This window comes from Luteimonas sp. e5 (assembly GCF_054031035.1).
Genome location: NZ_JBSTRX010000001.1, coordinates 841,432 through 854,903 on the forward strand (window position 1 = coordinate 841,432; position 13,472 = coordinate 854,903).

Annotated in this window: 15 protein-coding genes and 1 other RNA gene; 8 read left to right on the forward strand and 8 right to left on the reverse strand. The window is 65.3% G+C overall.

Features of this window, described 5'->3' with window-relative positions; all coding sequences use genetic code 11:
• Nucleotides 1-6 precede the first annotated feature (6 nt).
• The 7 genes from ACW11F_RS03960 to ACW11F_RS03990 all read right to left on the reverse strand — a co-directional run bounded on the left by ACW11F_RS03960 (nt 7) and on the right by ACW11F_RS03990 (nt 6,349).
• Nucleotides 7-648 (reverse strand): hypothetical protein, encoded by a 642-nt coding sequence (locus tag ACW11F_RS03960; protein WP_120966969.1) that lies wholly within the window; start codon nt 646-648, stop codon nt 7-9.
• A gap of 5 nt (nt 649-653) precedes the next feature.
• Entirely contained in the window at nt 654-1,502 is an 849-nt protein-coding gene (locus ACW11F_RS03965; RefSeq protein WP_120966968.1) for an ATP-binding protein, read from the reverse strand.
• Complete coding sequence (locus tag ACW11F_RS03970) at nt 1,499-1,981, reverse strand: hypothetical protein (RefSeq protein WP_456995581.1); 483 nt, start codon at nt 1,979-1,981, stop codon at nt 1,499-1,501. The genes ACW11F_RS03965 and ACW11F_RS03970 overlap by 4 nt, the downstream gene beginning before the upstream one ends.
• 11 nt (nt 1,982-1,992) lie before the next feature.
• Nucleotides 1,993-2,256 (reverse strand): helix-turn-helix transcriptional regulator, encoded by a 264-nt coding sequence (locus tag ACW11F_RS03975; protein ID WP_120966966.1) that lies wholly within the window; start codon nt 2,254-2,256, stop codon nt 1,993-1,995.
• Nucleotides 2,257-2,362: 106 nt separating this feature from the next.
• Nucleotides 2,363-4,627 carry a hypothetical protein gene (locus ACW11F_RS03980; RefSeq protein WP_162989499.1) on the reverse strand — a complete coding sequence of 755 codons (2,265 nt, stop codon included), beginning with the start codon at nt 4,625-4,627 and terminating at the stop codon, nt 2,363-2,365.
• A gap of 66 nt (nt 4,628-4,693) precedes the next feature.
• A complete protein-coding gene (locus tag ACW11F_RS03985; protein ID WP_120966964.1) occupies nt 4,694-5,215 on the reverse strand; it encodes a hypothetical protein in 522 nt (173 codons plus the stop codon).
• A 12-nt stretch (nt 5,216-5,227) separates the two neighbouring features.
• Nucleotides 5,228-6,349 (reverse strand): XRE family transcriptional regulator, encoded by a 1,122-nt coding sequence (locus tag ACW11F_RS03990; RefSeq protein WP_120966963.1) that lies wholly within the window; start codon nt 6,347-6,349, stop codon nt 5,228-5,230.
• Nucleotides 6,350-6,507: 158 nt separating this feature from the next.
• Between ACW11F_RS03990 and ACW11F_RS03995 the strand changes: the two genes are divergently transcribed.
• The 5 genes from ACW11F_RS03995 to ACW11F_RS04015 are packed head-to-tail and all read left to right on the forward strand — an operon-like array spanning nt 6,508 to nt 9,383.
• Nucleotides 6,508-6,699 (forward strand): hypothetical protein, encoded by a 192-nt coding sequence (locus ACW11F_RS03995; protein WP_120966962.1) that lies wholly within the window; start codon nt 6,508-6,510, stop codon nt 6,697-6,699.
• On the forward strand, nt 6,699-7,151 hold the full coding sequence (locus tag ACW11F_RS04000; protein ID WP_039731096.1) for a DUF2924 domain-containing protein: 453 nt from the start codon (nt 6,699-6,701) through the stop codon (nt 7,149-7,151). Before ACW11F_RS03995 ends, ACW11F_RS04000 begins: the two co-directional genes overlap by 1 nt.
• Nucleotides 7,148-8,536 (forward strand): recombinase family protein, encoded by a 1,389-nt coding sequence (locus ACW11F_RS04005; protein WP_120966961.1) that lies wholly within the window; start codon nt 7,148-7,150, stop codon nt 8,534-8,536. The genes ACW11F_RS04000 and ACW11F_RS04005 overlap by 4 nt, the downstream gene beginning before the upstream one ends.
• Nucleotides 8,536-8,907, forward strand: coding sequence for a site-specific recombinase resolvase (locus ACW11F_RS04010; RefSeq protein ID WP_120966960.1), 372 nt, complete (start codon nt 8,536-8,538; stop codon nt 8,905-8,907). The genes ACW11F_RS04005 and ACW11F_RS04010 overlap by 1 nt, the downstream gene beginning before the upstream one ends.
• Nucleotides 8,904-9,383 carry a LacI family transcriptional regulator gene (locus tag ACW11F_RS04015; RefSeq protein ID WP_120966959.1) on the forward strand — a complete coding sequence of 160 codons (480 nt, stop codon included), beginning with the start codon at nt 8,904-8,906 and terminating at the stop codon, nt 9,381-9,383. The genes ACW11F_RS04010 and ACW11F_RS04015 overlap by 4 nt, the downstream gene beginning before the upstream one ends.
• 304 nt (nt 9,384-9,687) lie before the next feature.
• On the opposite strand, the gene ssrA is transcribed toward ACW11F_RS04015, so the two are convergent.
• Nucleotides 9,688-10,040: a transfer-messenger RNA gene (ssrA, locus tag ACW11F_RS04020) on the reverse strand.
• A 188-nt stretch (nt 10,041-10,228) separates the two neighbouring features.
• Here ssrA and ACW11F_RS04025 point away from each other — a divergent pair.
• The 3 genes from ACW11F_RS04025 to ACW11F_RS04035 all read left to right on the forward strand — a co-directional run bounded on the left by ACW11F_RS04025 (nt 10,229) and on the right by ACW11F_RS04035 (nt 13,472).
• Nucleotides 10,229-10,894 carry a response regulator transcription factor gene (locus ACW11F_RS04025; protein WP_456995582.1) on the forward strand — a complete coding sequence of 222 codons (666 nt, stop codon included), beginning with the start codon at nt 10,229-10,231 and terminating at the stop codon, nt 10,892-10,894.
• Complete coding sequence (locus tag ACW11F_RS04030; protein ID WP_456995583.1) at nt 10,881-12,260, forward strand: sensor histidine kinase; 1,380 nt, start codon at nt 10,881-10,883, stop codon at nt 12,258-12,260. Before ACW11F_RS04025 ends, ACW11F_RS04030 begins: the two co-directional genes overlap by 14 nt.
• 84 nt (nt 12,261-12,344) lie before the next feature.
• Nucleotides 12,345-13,472 (forward strand): efflux RND transporter periplasmic adaptor subunit, encoded by a 1,128-nt coding sequence (locus tag ACW11F_RS04035; RefSeq protein ID WP_456995584.1) that lies wholly within the window; start codon nt 12,345-12,347, stop codon nt 13,470-13,472.

The window sequence follows — 13,472 nt, forward strand, 5'->3', positions numbered from 1 at the left end:
CCTCCCTCACTGCGCCCACGACGGTTTGCCCGTCACGGGTGCGCGTTGCTGAGCCGGGGCCTGGTAAGCGGGTGCTGCCTGCGTCGGTGCGCCGGAAGTGCCGCCGCCTGAAGCCTTGGTCGGCACGCCCATCAACTTGGCGTAGTCGGGGTGATCGGGCTCGACCGCCACTTTGACCACGTTGCGGTCCTGGCCCTTGCCGTCCTTCTCGATGTCGACGCGGGCGAGGAACTCAAGGCCATCCAGTTCGTGGAAGCCTTGGATGCGGCGCGCTGCCGCAGCCTGCGGGCTGTTGTCCTGTGGGTGGACGTTGCGAGCGCTGTTGAGCGCGGCGCGGATGAAGCTGCGCCCCATCTGACCCCAGGTCGGGCCCTTCTTGGAGTGCAGGCCAATGTTCGACCACATCTTGCGTTTGGCGTGGTCGCCAGCGGTGACCACGAATTCGGCGGCGAGGTAGACCGAGCCTGTTTCGAAGGACTCAGTGGCGTAGCCGCCGCCCCAGCCCTGCGACGGATCGTCATACCCGCCTGGCTTGAGGGTCATGCGCACCGGAACAACAGTGCCCTTGGGGATCAGATCAAAGCCGGACTGCTGCGATTCGGCGTCGTTGAAGTCGTTCCAGTTGCTGCTGGTGGATTGGCTGTTCATGGCGATTACTCCTGAGATTCGGTTTGTGCGGGGGCGGTCGAGGCGGTGGGCGCGGCGGATGCGCCCGCGCACTTGGCGATGAGCGCGCCGAGATGCGGCGGCTCCAGCAGGTCGAGACGACCGCTGCGGTCTTTGGCCGGAAAGCCGTAGGGGTTGACGGTGTGGGTGACGAAGGCGCGGTAGGTACTGCCGTCCTCGGCCTTGATCTCGGCCAGCGTCACGACCTCATCCACGATGCCGGGCAGCTCCAGGCTGGTTTTGCTGCCTTCGATCTGCGGGACGAACACCTTGCGGTTGTAGTCATCGAGGCGTTCGTCGAGGATCGCCACGAACACCACGTTCTTGCCGCGTGCGTGCTGCAAGTGGGTCAATGCGCTGATCATTTCCTGGCCGAGCAGGCCATAGGCCGCGCGCAGGTCGGGCTTACCGGAGCGGTCGCTGACGGCACCCGGCTGCGTCTTGCACCACGCGAAGCACTGGCGGGACAGCTGGGTGATCGAGTCGAGGAAGAAGGTTTGGTAGCGGTCGAGTTGCGCCGGGTCGCCAAACTTCTCGATGACGTGGTCGTAGTGCGCCTGCGAGAAGGCGCTCTCCGGCGGCAGCGACTTGTCCGGGCCCGCAAGGAACACGAAGAAGTCGCGGCTCTCTGGCCACGAGTCCGGACGGATGGTGTCACCCGGCCAGTCGGCCACCGCCAAGTCACCGGCCTCGATGTCGAGGAACAGCGTGGTGGCAGGGTCGAGGTCTTTGAGTCGCGTGGTCTTGCCGATGCCGGACTTGCCCAGCATCAGCAACTTCACGCCCTTGCGCTCGGCCATCCGCTCGACGGCGGACACAATGGGGAGCATTTTCATGCGGCACCCCCATCGAGCGTCAGGGTGATGGTCGGCTTGCCTTCCTCGACGGTGCGCGCGGCGGCGAACTGCTCCTGCAGCGCGGTGGGCCAATTGGTGTAGCGGGACTCGGATACCGACAACTTGAAGTCGATGTAGTCCTCGACCTTGTCGCCCGAGGCGACAATGCGCTCGGCCATCTCCTTGAGGATGGTCTGGCTCCAGGTCACCTTTTTGGGGAGCTCGTACTTGACGTGCAGCGCACCGTCGCTGACGTGGGCGGTGCCGAAGTCGCGGCCGGAATCCCGTAGCGCGCTACGGGCCTGCTCGCCGTAGCGCTGGAGCTTGGCAGCATCCAGCTTGACGCGCAGCTGCTTGAGGTAAGCAGTGGCCTCGTCGACATTGCGCTCGGCAGCGACGAAATCGTTGATCGGCAGCGCCACCAGCTGGGCGATGCTCATGGCCGCCAGATCGGCGGGGAAGATGGTCAGATCGCTCATGGCCGTCCTCCTCACTGGTACACGCGAGTGAAGGTCGAGTGCCGCGAAACGCGACGCTCGAAGGCTTCGATCTCGGAGATCAGGTAGGTGACGCGGGCACCGAGCTTGCAGAAGACCGGGCCGAGCTGTTCCTGCCGCCAGCGGCGCAGGGTCTTGACGGAAAGTCCCCAGCGGATGGCCAGTTCGTTTTCGTCAAGGGCGATGCGCGTGGCACCGTCCGGTTTGGGCCGGTTGGGATACCGGCTGGATTGAATGGAAGGGACTTCGTTTTGCATGAGGAGCACTCCTTTCGTTGGGGTGCTCCTACTTTCTTGCCGCAAGGCTTGCGATATTTCGCAGCCTTCACGCAGAAATCGCGCGGAAATTACAAGGGCGTGTCCCTCAAGCCATTTCGGATTCCGCTGGCTGGTCGCCAGTGGCTTGCGAGGAGCCCAGATAGTCGGGCGTGCCGATGTTCAGTTCCCAAACTCGGGGTTTGGCATTGCCATCTGCGCCACGGAAATACGTCTGCCATTCCGGTGCGCCTCGGAACAGTTCGGCCATCGTGCGAAATGAAACGCCCGACGCAGACTCGATCTGAGCCTTTGACCACTTGCGCCGCCCGGATGTCCAGCCATTGACGAACACCTCGACCACATCGAGCCACTCCTTCTTGGTCAGCGTCCACGGATCGGGCCACGGCCCGTGCAGCGTGCCGCTGCGTGCGTCGTCCTTGATCAAACGCGGCGTGTCGATCACGGACGCTTCGGATTGCCGACGACGAATCTCAGCATCGACCGGCGCGAGATCAATCGACACCTTCCCGTTGACGTCCTTGGCGAGCGCGTCCAGTGAGACAACGATGCCGGGCCCAAGGTAGCGGCGCGGCTGGCCCGCCGTCGTCGACAACACGATGGTGAGGCCGAGATTCGACTGCCGCAGCTTTGTGTCGAGTTTGTCTGCGTGCTTGGGCTCCCACAGCCGGGACACCAGCGCGACCGGAATGCGCTGATCGCCCAACCGGTAGTTGCCGAGCACATAGGGCTCCTCTTCGTCCACGGTCAACGGCATGTCGACCAGTTGGGGACGGAGCAGCTCGTCGAGACGCTCACGCAGGTAGCCCTTGCTGATGTCGTATCGGCAAAGGTCGCCTTCAGCCAGGTCGAAGCGTTCGCCGGTGACGTCATCAACTGCCGATGTGCTGGTGCTGTTGAACATGACCTTCAGTCGGCGGAACCCCTGCTGGCCGTCGGCATCCTCAACGGGGACGGTGATGTAGTCGCCCGGAGCCTTCTGCTTGAGCAGACCCTTGCTCACCAGATCGGTGGCGGTCAGACCAAGCGCTGTCAGCAGGTGTCCATCCGCCTCGTGGCCCGCAAGATCGAGCAACTTCATCTCGGCTCGGAACAGAGCAAGGTCGGCACCGACCTTCGCCGGTTCGACTCGCTTCATCACGCCCAGCGAAGTCAGGATGTCTTCACCGCATTGGCGCAGGCGTGGATCAGGCAGATTCAGCAGATTGCACGAGCCCCGGTGATCGACCGTGATGTCCAGCGCGCGCGAATCCTGCTCGCCGTCGAAACGGATCGAGAACGAGAGCTTCACCTCGATCACGGAACGGCAGCTGGACAAGGGGTTGTGGTCGCCGAAATGCCTGTCGGACACGCTCCAGACGCTGTCGCTGTTCGCCATCGCAAAAGTGACGCTGTGCCGTGTATGCCCGAGGGTCACGGTGATCGACGAAATCCATGCGTCCAGGATCACCGCACCCTTGGCGGTTGCGGTGCGCAGGTTGACCGAGCTCTTGAACATACCCAGCTCGTAGCTGATGGCCCCGACGGGCTGCTTCGAGAGCGGTTTGTCGAAGCCGACGGCGACGAAGCGATCCGCGAGGCGTTGCGCCGTGCCGCGCTTGTCCGAGAGCACATGCACCTTGTTCGCTGCCGGGTCGTACACCAGCGTCGCTTCCAGTGCGGGTGTGAAGACTAGGAGATCACGGCGACGATCCTTCATCTGCCGCAGCAGCTTCATCTTCCCGGGGTGATAGACGACCAGATAGTGCATGCGTCGCTTGGCGTCCGCATCGCCTTCGTCCATCTCGAAGTGAATCAGCTCGCAGTTCTGCTTGGCCTCGTCGTCCAGCTCGAGGATTTCGCCCACGCCTTCGTGCAGCTTCTTCTCGACTTCCGGCGTCCACTGGAAGTCACGCCCGTCGCCATCGCGCACCGTGAACCCCAGGAACTTCTTGTGCCCGTGGAAATGGTGGGTCAGGTAGATGGTCTCGATCTGGTCGAAAACGCGCGACGCCTTGACGTGCAACCAGATCAGCCGGGTCATCGCATCCGCCGACTTGTCGAAGGTGGCGATCTCCGCGTGCTGCTCGAACTCCAGTTCCCGATAGGCGTGCTCCAGCATCTCCTCGGTACGGAATCGGACGAGCTGGAGAAGTCGCACGGCCTCCTGATCGGCAATGGTGATGTCCTCGCGCCTGATCTTGAGGATGTGCTCGCGCAGCGCCGCGCGCGCCTGATCATCAGGCAGAGACGCATCGATGCCGCCGAGCATGGCGAACTTGTCGACCTGCGCCAGAAGCTGGAGCGCGGTGACGGTTGCCGATTCGATCAGTTCGGCGATGTGCTTGTTGTTCTTGTGAGACTTCTGGGCCACTCGATGCTCCTTGGATTGATGCTGAGTGGCCTCCCTTGCGTCGGCACCGTCAGCGCGGCTCGACATTCACGGGATGATTCCCAACATGATCTTGGTCTTGATGCTGGACAGCCAGTCCTCGCGGTACTGCAAGGCCAAGGCGTCGAGGTTGACGCGACCGACGCCAGCCTTTCGGGCGAGGTCTTCCAGCGAGGTCATGCTGTTGAGCCAGCCCAGTCCATTCGATGCCACCAGGGCCGCCTTGTCGGCAGTGGTCACGACGATGACGTTGCTGGGCAGGAGCTTGCTGGCATGCAGCCACGCGAACAGGTGTTTTTCGCCGTCGTCCAGCGTCATGCAGCCAGGCTGGCTGGTGACCAACGCGGCCAGTTCCTTGCGAGTGACGGGATACCGGGCGGTGAGGCCCGCGTGCAGTTCAGCGGGCGCAACCGCCACATGGCGAGGATCGGTGGGGTCGCCGGTCAGCGTTTCCTCGACGCATTTCTCGACCGTTTCGACGGCGAAGTGCGTTGTGATGGCTGTCCAGCACCGTGAGCGAAATGCTTCGAGGATGACGTTCGTGTCAGCGAATACGCGCACTTGAGGCATACGGTATTCACCTCAAAGCTCGAACGGAGCGGGCAGGTCGTACTGGCCGAACAGTTCGGTCAGTCCGCCAAGGCCAATGCCGATGGCTTTGGCGGCCTTGCGCGCCGAAAGCCGTCCGTTCTCCAGCGCCTCGTGAAGCATCTTCACGAAGGACGCAGAGAACCGCTTGGGTGGCCCGGACACGGAGGGCCGCTGCTTCTCTTGAGAGAGGCTTTGCCGAGTGTCGTCACCGATGAGCTTGAGGTTGAACAGCCGCCACGCCAGCGCCACGGGCGCGACCCGCAGCAAGGCCGCGACCTCGCACAGATGCGCGATGTCGTTGACGCGTTCCTTGTCGATGAGTTTGTCGAGCGAGGCACGCGGCATCAGCAGCGCAGCCGCGAAGCTGTTGGCTAGCTGCTCGACGCGTTTGCCCTTGGTGCGCTCCTCGAAGGAGTTCGACTCCCGATGCTCGGGCTTCATCGCATCCCACGTCAGCGCGTGGAAAAGTTCGTGGGCGAGATCGAAGAAGCGCCGAGCCTCGCTTTCGTTGCGGTTGATGAGGATGACGCCCATCTCCTCCAGATGGCAGGTCGCACCGGAGATCGACTTGCCGTCTGCAGTCTCGACCGTGTCCACGAACAGCACCGGAATGTCCAGTTCGCGCTCGACCTTGTCGATCAGGGTCTCGGCAGGAATGACGCCCAGGTCGAGCTCTGCTGCCAGGCTTTCCGCGCGCTCCTGCGCATCCTCGTAGGACGACTGGGTGGACAGGCGCAGGGCGCGCTTGAGCACGCTGGCCCGGCTGTCGCGCTGTTCGCGCAGCCAGCGCAGCAGCCCGATCCATTGGCCAGCCTTCAGTTCGAAGCCGTCCAGGCTGTCCTCCGACACGCCGGGATCGGCTCGCCAGTTGAATTGCGCCTCGCCCGCGACGGCGAAGGGGTCGATGAAGAACTCGATGTCCCGATCCAGCAGATCGGTCAGGGCGAGCATCTCCTCCGCCCGCAGCATGCGCTTTCCGTTTTCGATGTCGGAAACCGACTGGCGGTCGTTCAGGCCGAGGCCTTCGGTGAGCTGATCCTGCGTCCAGCCCTTGGCCTCGCGCGCCGCCTTCACGCGGAAGCCGATCAGCTTGTGCGAGGTCTTGTCGAGCATGGGTTGGCACCTCCGGAAAACGTCATTCTACTCTTGCTAACGCCTGTGCGCAAGAAAGTCTTGCGAAATGTGGAACGCAACGGAATTGCCCTACGTTGCCATCCGCTTCGGAAGATGAGGCTCACTATCCCTGACGGTTGCTATTCCCCGGAGCCGTCATGAAGAACCTCGAACTCGCATCTCCCTCGGAGATGTCCGCCAGCGCCCGTGCTGGCGAAATTACCGCCATCCTTGCGGCCGCCATCGTCCGCACCGTCGTCGCAGAAGCGCCAAAACAGAGAGAAGTTGGCCTTGGCTTCCTGCCCGACCAGCGCGTTCATCCAACCCCCTATCCACAGGAGAAGTTGTGATGAACGAGAAACAAGCATCCGTCGCCGCGCAGATCGCGGCGCTGTCCAGTCTGCCCATCGCCGAGCTGTGGCCGGTGTGGGATCGGTACTTCAGCAGCCGCCCCATCAACCCCAACCGCGCCTTCATCGAGTCGCGGATCGCCTACAAGATGCAGGAGGAGGTCTTCGGCGGTCTGGCACACAACACCCGCCAGCGACTGGAGGCCATCGGTGCCAAGCACTCCAAGATCAAGCTGCGGGCCCGTCCGCGCGACATCAACTTCGCGCCCGGCACCGTGCTGCTGCGCGAATGGGGCGACCGCGAGCACAAGGTGGCGGTGACCGCCGACGGCCTGTTCGAGTACGAGGGCAGCACGTTCAAGAGCCTGACCGCCGTGGCCCGCCAGATCACCGGCACGCACTGGTCGGGCCCGCTGTTCTTCGGCCTGACCGGCAAGGCAGGTGCGCAATGAGCGACGCTGCACAGATTGCCTCGCCCAAGGCACGCAAGCGCTGCGCGGTCTACTGCCGGGTGTCGTCGGACGAGCGCCTTGACCAGGAGTTCAACTCCATCGATGCCCAGAAGGAGGCTGGCCACGCCTACGTCGCCAGCCAGCGCGCCGAGGGCTGGATTCCGGTGGCCGACGACTACGACGACCCCGGCTTCTCCGGCGGCAACACGGATCGACCCGGGCTGAAACGCCTGATGGCGGACATCGAGCGCGGCCAGATCGACATAGTGGTGGTCTACAAGATCGACCGCCTGACGCGCAGCCTCGCCGACTTCTCCAAGATGGTCGAGGTGTTCGAGCGCCACGGCGTGTCGTTTGTGTCGGTCACGCAGCAGTTCAACACCACCACGTCAATGGGACGGCTGATGCTCAACGTGCTGCTGTCCTTCGCCCAGTTCGAGCGCGAGGTCACCGGCGAGCGCATCCGCGACAAGATCGCCGCCAGCAAACGCAAAGGGATGTGGATGGGCGGCGTACCACCCCTGGGCTACGACGTCGAGAACCGCCTGCTGGTCATCAACGAAACCGAGGCTGCGGTGGTGCGGCGCATCTTCGAGGAGATGCTGACCATCGGCTCGCCCACCCAGATTGCCGCCAACCTGACGCTGGATGGCATCACGACCAAGGCGTGGACGACGCAGGACGGCCAGACGCGGGCGGGCACGCGCATCGACAAGAAGTACCTGCACAAGCTGCTGCGCAACCGCATCTACCTCGGGGAGTTGTCGCACAAGGGCAGCTGGTACCCCGGCGTGCATCAAGCCATCATCGATCCCGGTCTGTGGGGGCGGGTTCACGAGGTGCTGGCCAAGGACGGTCACACCCGGTCGGTCGAAACCAAGATCAGGTCGCGCACCGACGCCTTGCTGCGCGGCCTGCTATACGCGCCATCGGGCGAGCGGATGTACCCGACCTACTCGCGCAAGAACGGGCGCAAGTACCACTACTACGTGTCCAAGTCGGAAGCGCGGTTCGGCGCGCCGGGCAAAGGCTACGAGCGCCTGCCCGCGCCGGAGATCGAGGGGGCGGTGGTGGCCCAGATCCGAACGGTGCTGACCAGCCCGGAAACGGTGGCGTCGGTGGTGCGGCACATCCAACGCAACGGGGCCCAGATCGACGAGGCCACCACCGTGATGGCGATGGGACGCCTCAACAACGTGTGGGATCAGCTGTTCCCGGTCGAGCGCCACCGCATCGCCAATCTGATGATCGAGCGCATCGACCTCGTCCACGCGGGCGAGGTGCAGGGGATCAAGGTGAAGTGGCGTGACGTAGGTTGGAACGCGCTCATCGCGGAGTTCGCCCCGGACAGCATTGGTGCTGAACTGCTGGAGGTCGAAGCCTGATGGACGAGTCGATGGAAACCTTTGTGCCCCTGACGTTTCGCCGCCGAGGCGTCCAACGCGTGGCTGCCGACGAGCGCAGCGTCCACGACGTGACCCTGCTCGACGGTGTGGCACGGGCCTTCTACTGGCAGCACCTGCTGGACACCGGCGCGATGCAGAGCGGGTCGGCTATCGCTCGCGCCGAAAAGCTGCACCACTCGGTAGTCAACGAACTGCTGCGCCTGACCCTGCTGGCCCCGGACATCATCGAGCAGTTCATGGCGGGCAAGCAGCCACGGCGGTTGACGCTGATGTGGTTTCAGCGAAACCGCCTGATGGTCGACTGGCAGGCCCAGCGCCAGCTCATGGCCAGTTTTGAGGAGGATGTGTGAGCAAGAAGCATCGCGGCCACGCCAAGGGCGACCCAGTGACGTATCAGACGCCGCTGCCTGCTGGCGGCGTGCAGATGGAAACCTTCCTGCCCTGGACGTTGGTGCGCAGGGGTTTGAAGAAGCAGGTCATCACGCCGCTGGACGCGCCGCAGGAGTTCCTGGACGAGGCCCGCCGTGAGCGGCAGGTGCGCGAGATGGCGCAGGACACGTCCCTGATGCGGGCGCTCGGCCTCGCGCACCACTGGCAGCGCCTGCTGGACGAAGGACGGTTCAGTTCGATGACCGAGATCGCAGCGGCCGAAGGCATCGACCTCGGTCAAGCCAGCAAGATGAGCCGACTGGCGCAACTGGCCCCCGACCTGATCGAAGCCATCGCCCTGGGACGCCTCGAGGTGGGCGTCAGCCAGTTGCTGCGCGGCAAGTTGTCGGCGTCCTGGCAGGCGCAACGCGAGGCGCTGGTGGCAGGCTCGCGCTGACGTCCGTGCGCAGCGACACGCCGCCGCAAGGCGGTTTTTTTGGGCCTTTCGCTGTCTCGGTCGCGCGCTCCCGAGCAAGCGAAGAAGCAAACCAATGGCCCGCAAACCCGCGCCAACACTCGACATCAGGCCTTGAATGCTCAAGAGGGCAGCAGAGAACAGAGAGAGAAAAACGACGGAAAGCGCGCCTGGAACGGCGACTTCCGGAGGGACGTGCTCAAGAGGCCGAGGCGCGAAACCGCGCCAACACGGGGGGAACGGGCAAAAAAAATCCCAACCGGATAAGGGTTGGGATTTCACATTATGGTGGAGGTGGGCGGAGTCGAACCGCCGTCCGAAGGCGCTCCATGCCCGGCACTACATGCTTAGCTCGCCGTTCGTTCTCGGCCTGCGGCAACACGACGTGCGAAGCACACCGCAGGACACACCCGCTTGATTTGAGCCGCGGTTGGCGGGTCGCCGCCACGGCCGATCCCGTGATGATGACCCTACGGCGCGAGCACGGGCACAAGCGCTTTCGGGGCTAGGCCTTAAGCGGCCAGAGCGTAGTTGTCGTCGTTGGCAACTATGGTTTTTGCCGCTGGATTAACGAGGAAAGCTGCCCCCTCGGCATGCGCCAGACGATTTCGCTACCCCCGTCGAAGCCAGTGCACCCCCGGGAATCTCGTTGTCATCCGACGCGCCCAGTATAGGCGCTGATGCGCGCCGTGGCGCAGGCGCGGGCATGGCCGATGCCCTGCGTTCATCCACGCCCCGGCTGCACGGGCGATCCCAAGCCTGGGCAAAGCCTTCCTGCCTACACTGTGCGGTGCCGCTGACTGCGCGGCAAGCACGGAGTGCGTGGCATGCGCCTGTTGATCGTCGAGGACTCGCCGGTACTGGCCGATGCGCTCAAGGCCAGCCTGAGCCGCGAGGGCTACAGCTGCGACCATGCCGCCGACGGCCTGCATGCCGCCGCGTTCCTGCGTGACCACGACTATGACCTGGTGGTGCTGGACTGGATGCTGCCGCGTCGCGACGGCATCGATCTGCTGCGCGAGCTGCGCCGCAACGGCGGACATGCCCGCGTGCTGATGCTCTCGGCCCGCGATCAGGTGGAGGATCGCGTCAGTGCGCTGGATGCCGGCGCCGACGATTATCTGGTCAAGCCGTTCGCGCTCAGCGAGTTGCTGGCCCGCCTGCGCGCACTGGCGCGGCGTCCGCATGACTCGGGCGATGCACGGCTGGAGCATGGCGAACTGGTGGTGGATCTGCATGCGCGCCGTGCACTGTGGCAGGGTCGCGACCTGATGCTGACGCCGAAGGAATACGCCCTGCTCGAACTGCTGCTGCGTGAACGTGGCCGCGTGCTGTCGCGGCCGCAGATCTTCGCGCGCCTGTACCACAGCGAAAGCGAGGCTTCGGACAAGGTGGTCGAGGTCATCGTCAGCACCCTGCGCAGCAAGCTGGCTGCTGCCGGCGCGAACGATGTCATCCAGACCCGGCGCGGGTTCGGCTATGTCATCGACTGAGTCGCCCACCCGTGCCTGGTCGATGCAGCGGCGCCTGGCCTGGCGCCTGACGCTCGGCATTGGCCTGTTGCTCGGCGCGCTGTTCGTCCTGCTCGACGTGCTGGTGGATCGCGCGATGTACGAGCGTCTGGATCAGTTCCTGCTGGCACGCGCCCAGGCTTTTGCCGAGCAGTTGGCCGAGCATGACCATGAGCACGTGCGTGCCCTGCTCCCGGCCTATGACCTGGCCGGGCATACCGAGTTCTTCGCGCTCTACGACCGGCATGGCCGCCTGCGCCTGGCCTCCGCCAACAGCGAGGCCGGCGCATTGCCCTTGCCGCCCGGCGGCGCCTCACCCGATCTGCATGACACGCGCCTGCCCGATGGCCACCGCGGGCGCGCGGTGGCATTGCGCCTGCAGGGCGAGTTCGAGGGCTGGCTGGTGATGGCCACCGAGCGTGAAAGCTGGGACCGCACCGAGCGCGTGATGCACGGCGTGCTCGCCGGCGGCATCCTGCTCACCATCGTGCTGGCCGTGCTGCTGTGCCTGTGGCTGTTGCGCCAGGTGTTCGCACGCATGCGCATCGAGCGCCAGCGCCTGTTGCAACTGCAGCCCGATGCACACGCCACGCCACCGACCGCGCACCTGCCGCTGGAACTGCAGCCCTATGCGCGTGCAGTGAGCCAGGCCCTGCAACGTTTGCTGGATGCGGCCGAGCGCGAGCGCCGTTTCTCGCGCAACGTCGCCCACGAGTTGCGCACTCCGGTCAGCGAGGTGCGCGCGAGCGCGGAATCCGCTTTGCAGGCCGATGACCCGGCGGCCTTGCGCACGGGGCTGGAAACAGTATTGGCCGCCAATTCACGCATGGAGCGCGGCATCCATGCGCTGCTGGCATTGGCACGCCATGAGTCCGGACAGATCGCCCCCGAGCCCGATCCGCTGGATCTGGTGGCACTTGTACGACAGCAGGCGATGAGCCTGGCCCAGGTCGAGGGCTTCGCGCTCGAAACACGCTTCCGCTTCGCGTTGCCCGATGCATTGTGGGTGCATTCGGACATCGCCATGCTCGAGCGCATCGCCGCCAACCTGCTGCACAACGCCTGCGAATACAGCCCGCGCGAGACGCCCATCGAGGTCGGCATCGACACGGCCGCGGACGGGGTCTGGCTGGAGATCATCAACCACGCCGGGCAACTGCGTGATGACGATGTGGCACGCTTGGGCGAACGCTACTGGCGCGCCGGCGGCGAAGATGCCGATGCCCGCCATGCCGGTCTCGGTCTCGCGCTGTCGCTGGCCCTGGCCGACGCCCTCGGGCTGCACTTGCGCTTTGAACTGGCGAACGAGCGCCTGCATGCGCGGCTGGGGCCATTCGTGCCCTTGTAATGCCGCTGCAACCGCGGCTTAAGCCAGCCCCAAGGCTGGCAGGGCAGAATGGGTTCATACCGCCACGGAGCGCACAGGATCCGCATGTCCAGCATTCGAGCCAAGCCCGTCATCATCAGCGGCCTCGCGGCCGTGGTCTTGGCATTGGCCGCGTGGTGGTTCCTGCGCGGCAACGGTGGTGAGGAAACTACAGCCGAGCCCACCCCGGTGGCCGATGCCGAGGGACGCCTGCGGCTGGATGCCGGGCAACGTCGTGCACTGGGTATCCGCAGCGTCGAAGCGCAGGCCACCGGGGTGATCCCGCTGGTCGGCCTGCCCGCCGAAGCGGTGGCGCCGCTGGATGCCAGCAGCCAGGTCAGCGTGCCCTACCCCGCCGTGGTCACCCGCCTGTGGGTGGATGAAGGCCAGCAGGTACGTCGTGGCCAGCCGTTGCTGCGCTTGCAAAGCCGCGAGCTGATCGCGGTGCAGGGCGAGCTGGCGCGTGCGCGTGCCGAAGCCGGCGCGGCGCAGCAACAGGCACGACGCGACCGGCAACTGGTGAGCGAGGGGTTGATCCCGCGCGCGCGCCAGGAGGAAAGCGCGGCGCGCGCGGCGACGGCCAGCGCCAGTCTGGGCGAGGCCACGGCCCTGCTGTCGCAACTGCGCCGGGCGCCGGGTGGTGCACCGGGTGAATTCGACCTGCTGGCTCCGCGCAGCGGACGCGTCCTGCGCCGCCAGGCCAGCACCGGGCAGGCACTGGACGCGCTGGCGCCGGTGTTCATGATCGTCGAGGGCGAAGCGGTGGATATCCGCTTCGACGTGCCGTTGGCGCTGCGTGCACAACTGCGCCCCGGGCTCGCCATCGAATTGCCCGATGGTGCGCGCGGCGAGGTGGTGGCGGTGGGCGCCGACACCGACACTCTCAGCCAGACCCTGCGCGTGCGTGCGCGCAGCGAGGACGCCAGCCTGATCGCCGGGCAGCAGTTCGAACTGACCCTGCACCTGCCGGCGCCAGCCGACGCGGTGGCGGTGCCGGCCAGCGCACTGGTCAATCAGGACGGGCACGGCGTGCTCTACCTTGATGACGGCGAGGCGCTGCGAGCGGTGCGCGTCGAGCACCTCGGCGGTGATGCCGACAACGCGGTGGTGCGCGGCCCCGGGCTGCAGGCCGGCACACGCGTGGTGGACAGCGGCACCAGCATCCTGCGCACGCTGCTGCCGCCGGTGGAGTAA

What these genes read in the sequence shown, in the direction of transcription:
- ACW11F_RS04010 (WP_120966960.1), top strand. Translation starts at nt 8,536, where the DNA reads ATGGACGAGTCGATGGAAACCTTTGTGCCCCTGACGTTTCGCCGCCGA.
- ACW11F_RS03990 (WP_120966963.1), bottom strand. Translation starts at nt 6,349, where the DNA reads ATGCTCGACAAGACCTCGCACAAGCTGATCGGCTTCCGCGTGAAGGCG.
- ACW11F_RS03995 (WP_120966962.1), top strand. Translation starts at nt 6,508, where the DNA reads ATGAAGAACCTCGAACTCGCATCTCCCTCGGAGATGTCCGCCAGCGCC.
- ACW11F_RS04005 (WP_120966961.1), top strand. Translation starts at nt 7,148, where the DNA reads ATGAGCGACGCTGCACAGATTGCCTCGCCCAAGGCACGCAAGCGCTGC.
- ACW11F_RS04025 (WP_456995582.1), top strand. Translation starts at nt 10,229, where the DNA reads ATGCGCCTGTTGATCGTCGAGGACTCGCCGGTACTGGCCGATGCGCTC.
- ACW11F_RS03975 (WP_120966966.1), bottom strand. Translation starts at nt 2,256, where the DNA reads ATGCAAAACGAAGTCCCTTCCATTCAATCCAGCCGGTATCCCAACCGG.
- ACW11F_RS03960 (WP_120966969.1), bottom strand. Translation starts at nt 648, where the DNA reads ATGAACAGCCAATCCACCAGCAGCAACTGGAACGACTTCAACGACGCC.
- ACW11F_RS03985 (WP_120966964.1), bottom strand. Translation starts at nt 5,215, where the DNA reads ATGCCTCAAGTGCGCGTATTCGCTGACACGAACGTCATCCTCGAAGCA.
- ACW11F_RS04035 (WP_456995584.1), top strand. Translation starts at nt 12,345, where the DNA reads ATGTCCAGCATTCGAGCCAAGCCCGTCATCATCAGCGGCCTCGCGGCC.
- ACW11F_RS04030 (WP_456995583.1), top strand. Translation starts at nt 10,881, where the DNA reads ATGTCATCGACTGAGTCGCCCACCCGTGCCTGGTCGATGCAGCGGCGC.
- ACW11F_RS03965 (WP_120966968.1), bottom strand. Translation starts at nt 1,502, where the DNA reads ATGAAAATGCTCCCCATTGTGTCCGCCGTCGAGCGGATGGCCGAGCGC.
- ACW11F_RS04000 (WP_039731096.1), top strand. Translation starts at nt 6,699, where the DNA reads ATGAACGAGAAACAAGCATCCGTCGCCGCGCAGATCGCGGCGCTGTCC.
- ACW11F_RS03970 (WP_456995581.1), bottom strand. Translation starts at nt 1,981, where the DNA reads ATGAGCGATCTGACCATCTTCCCCGCCGATCTGGCGGCCATGAGCATC.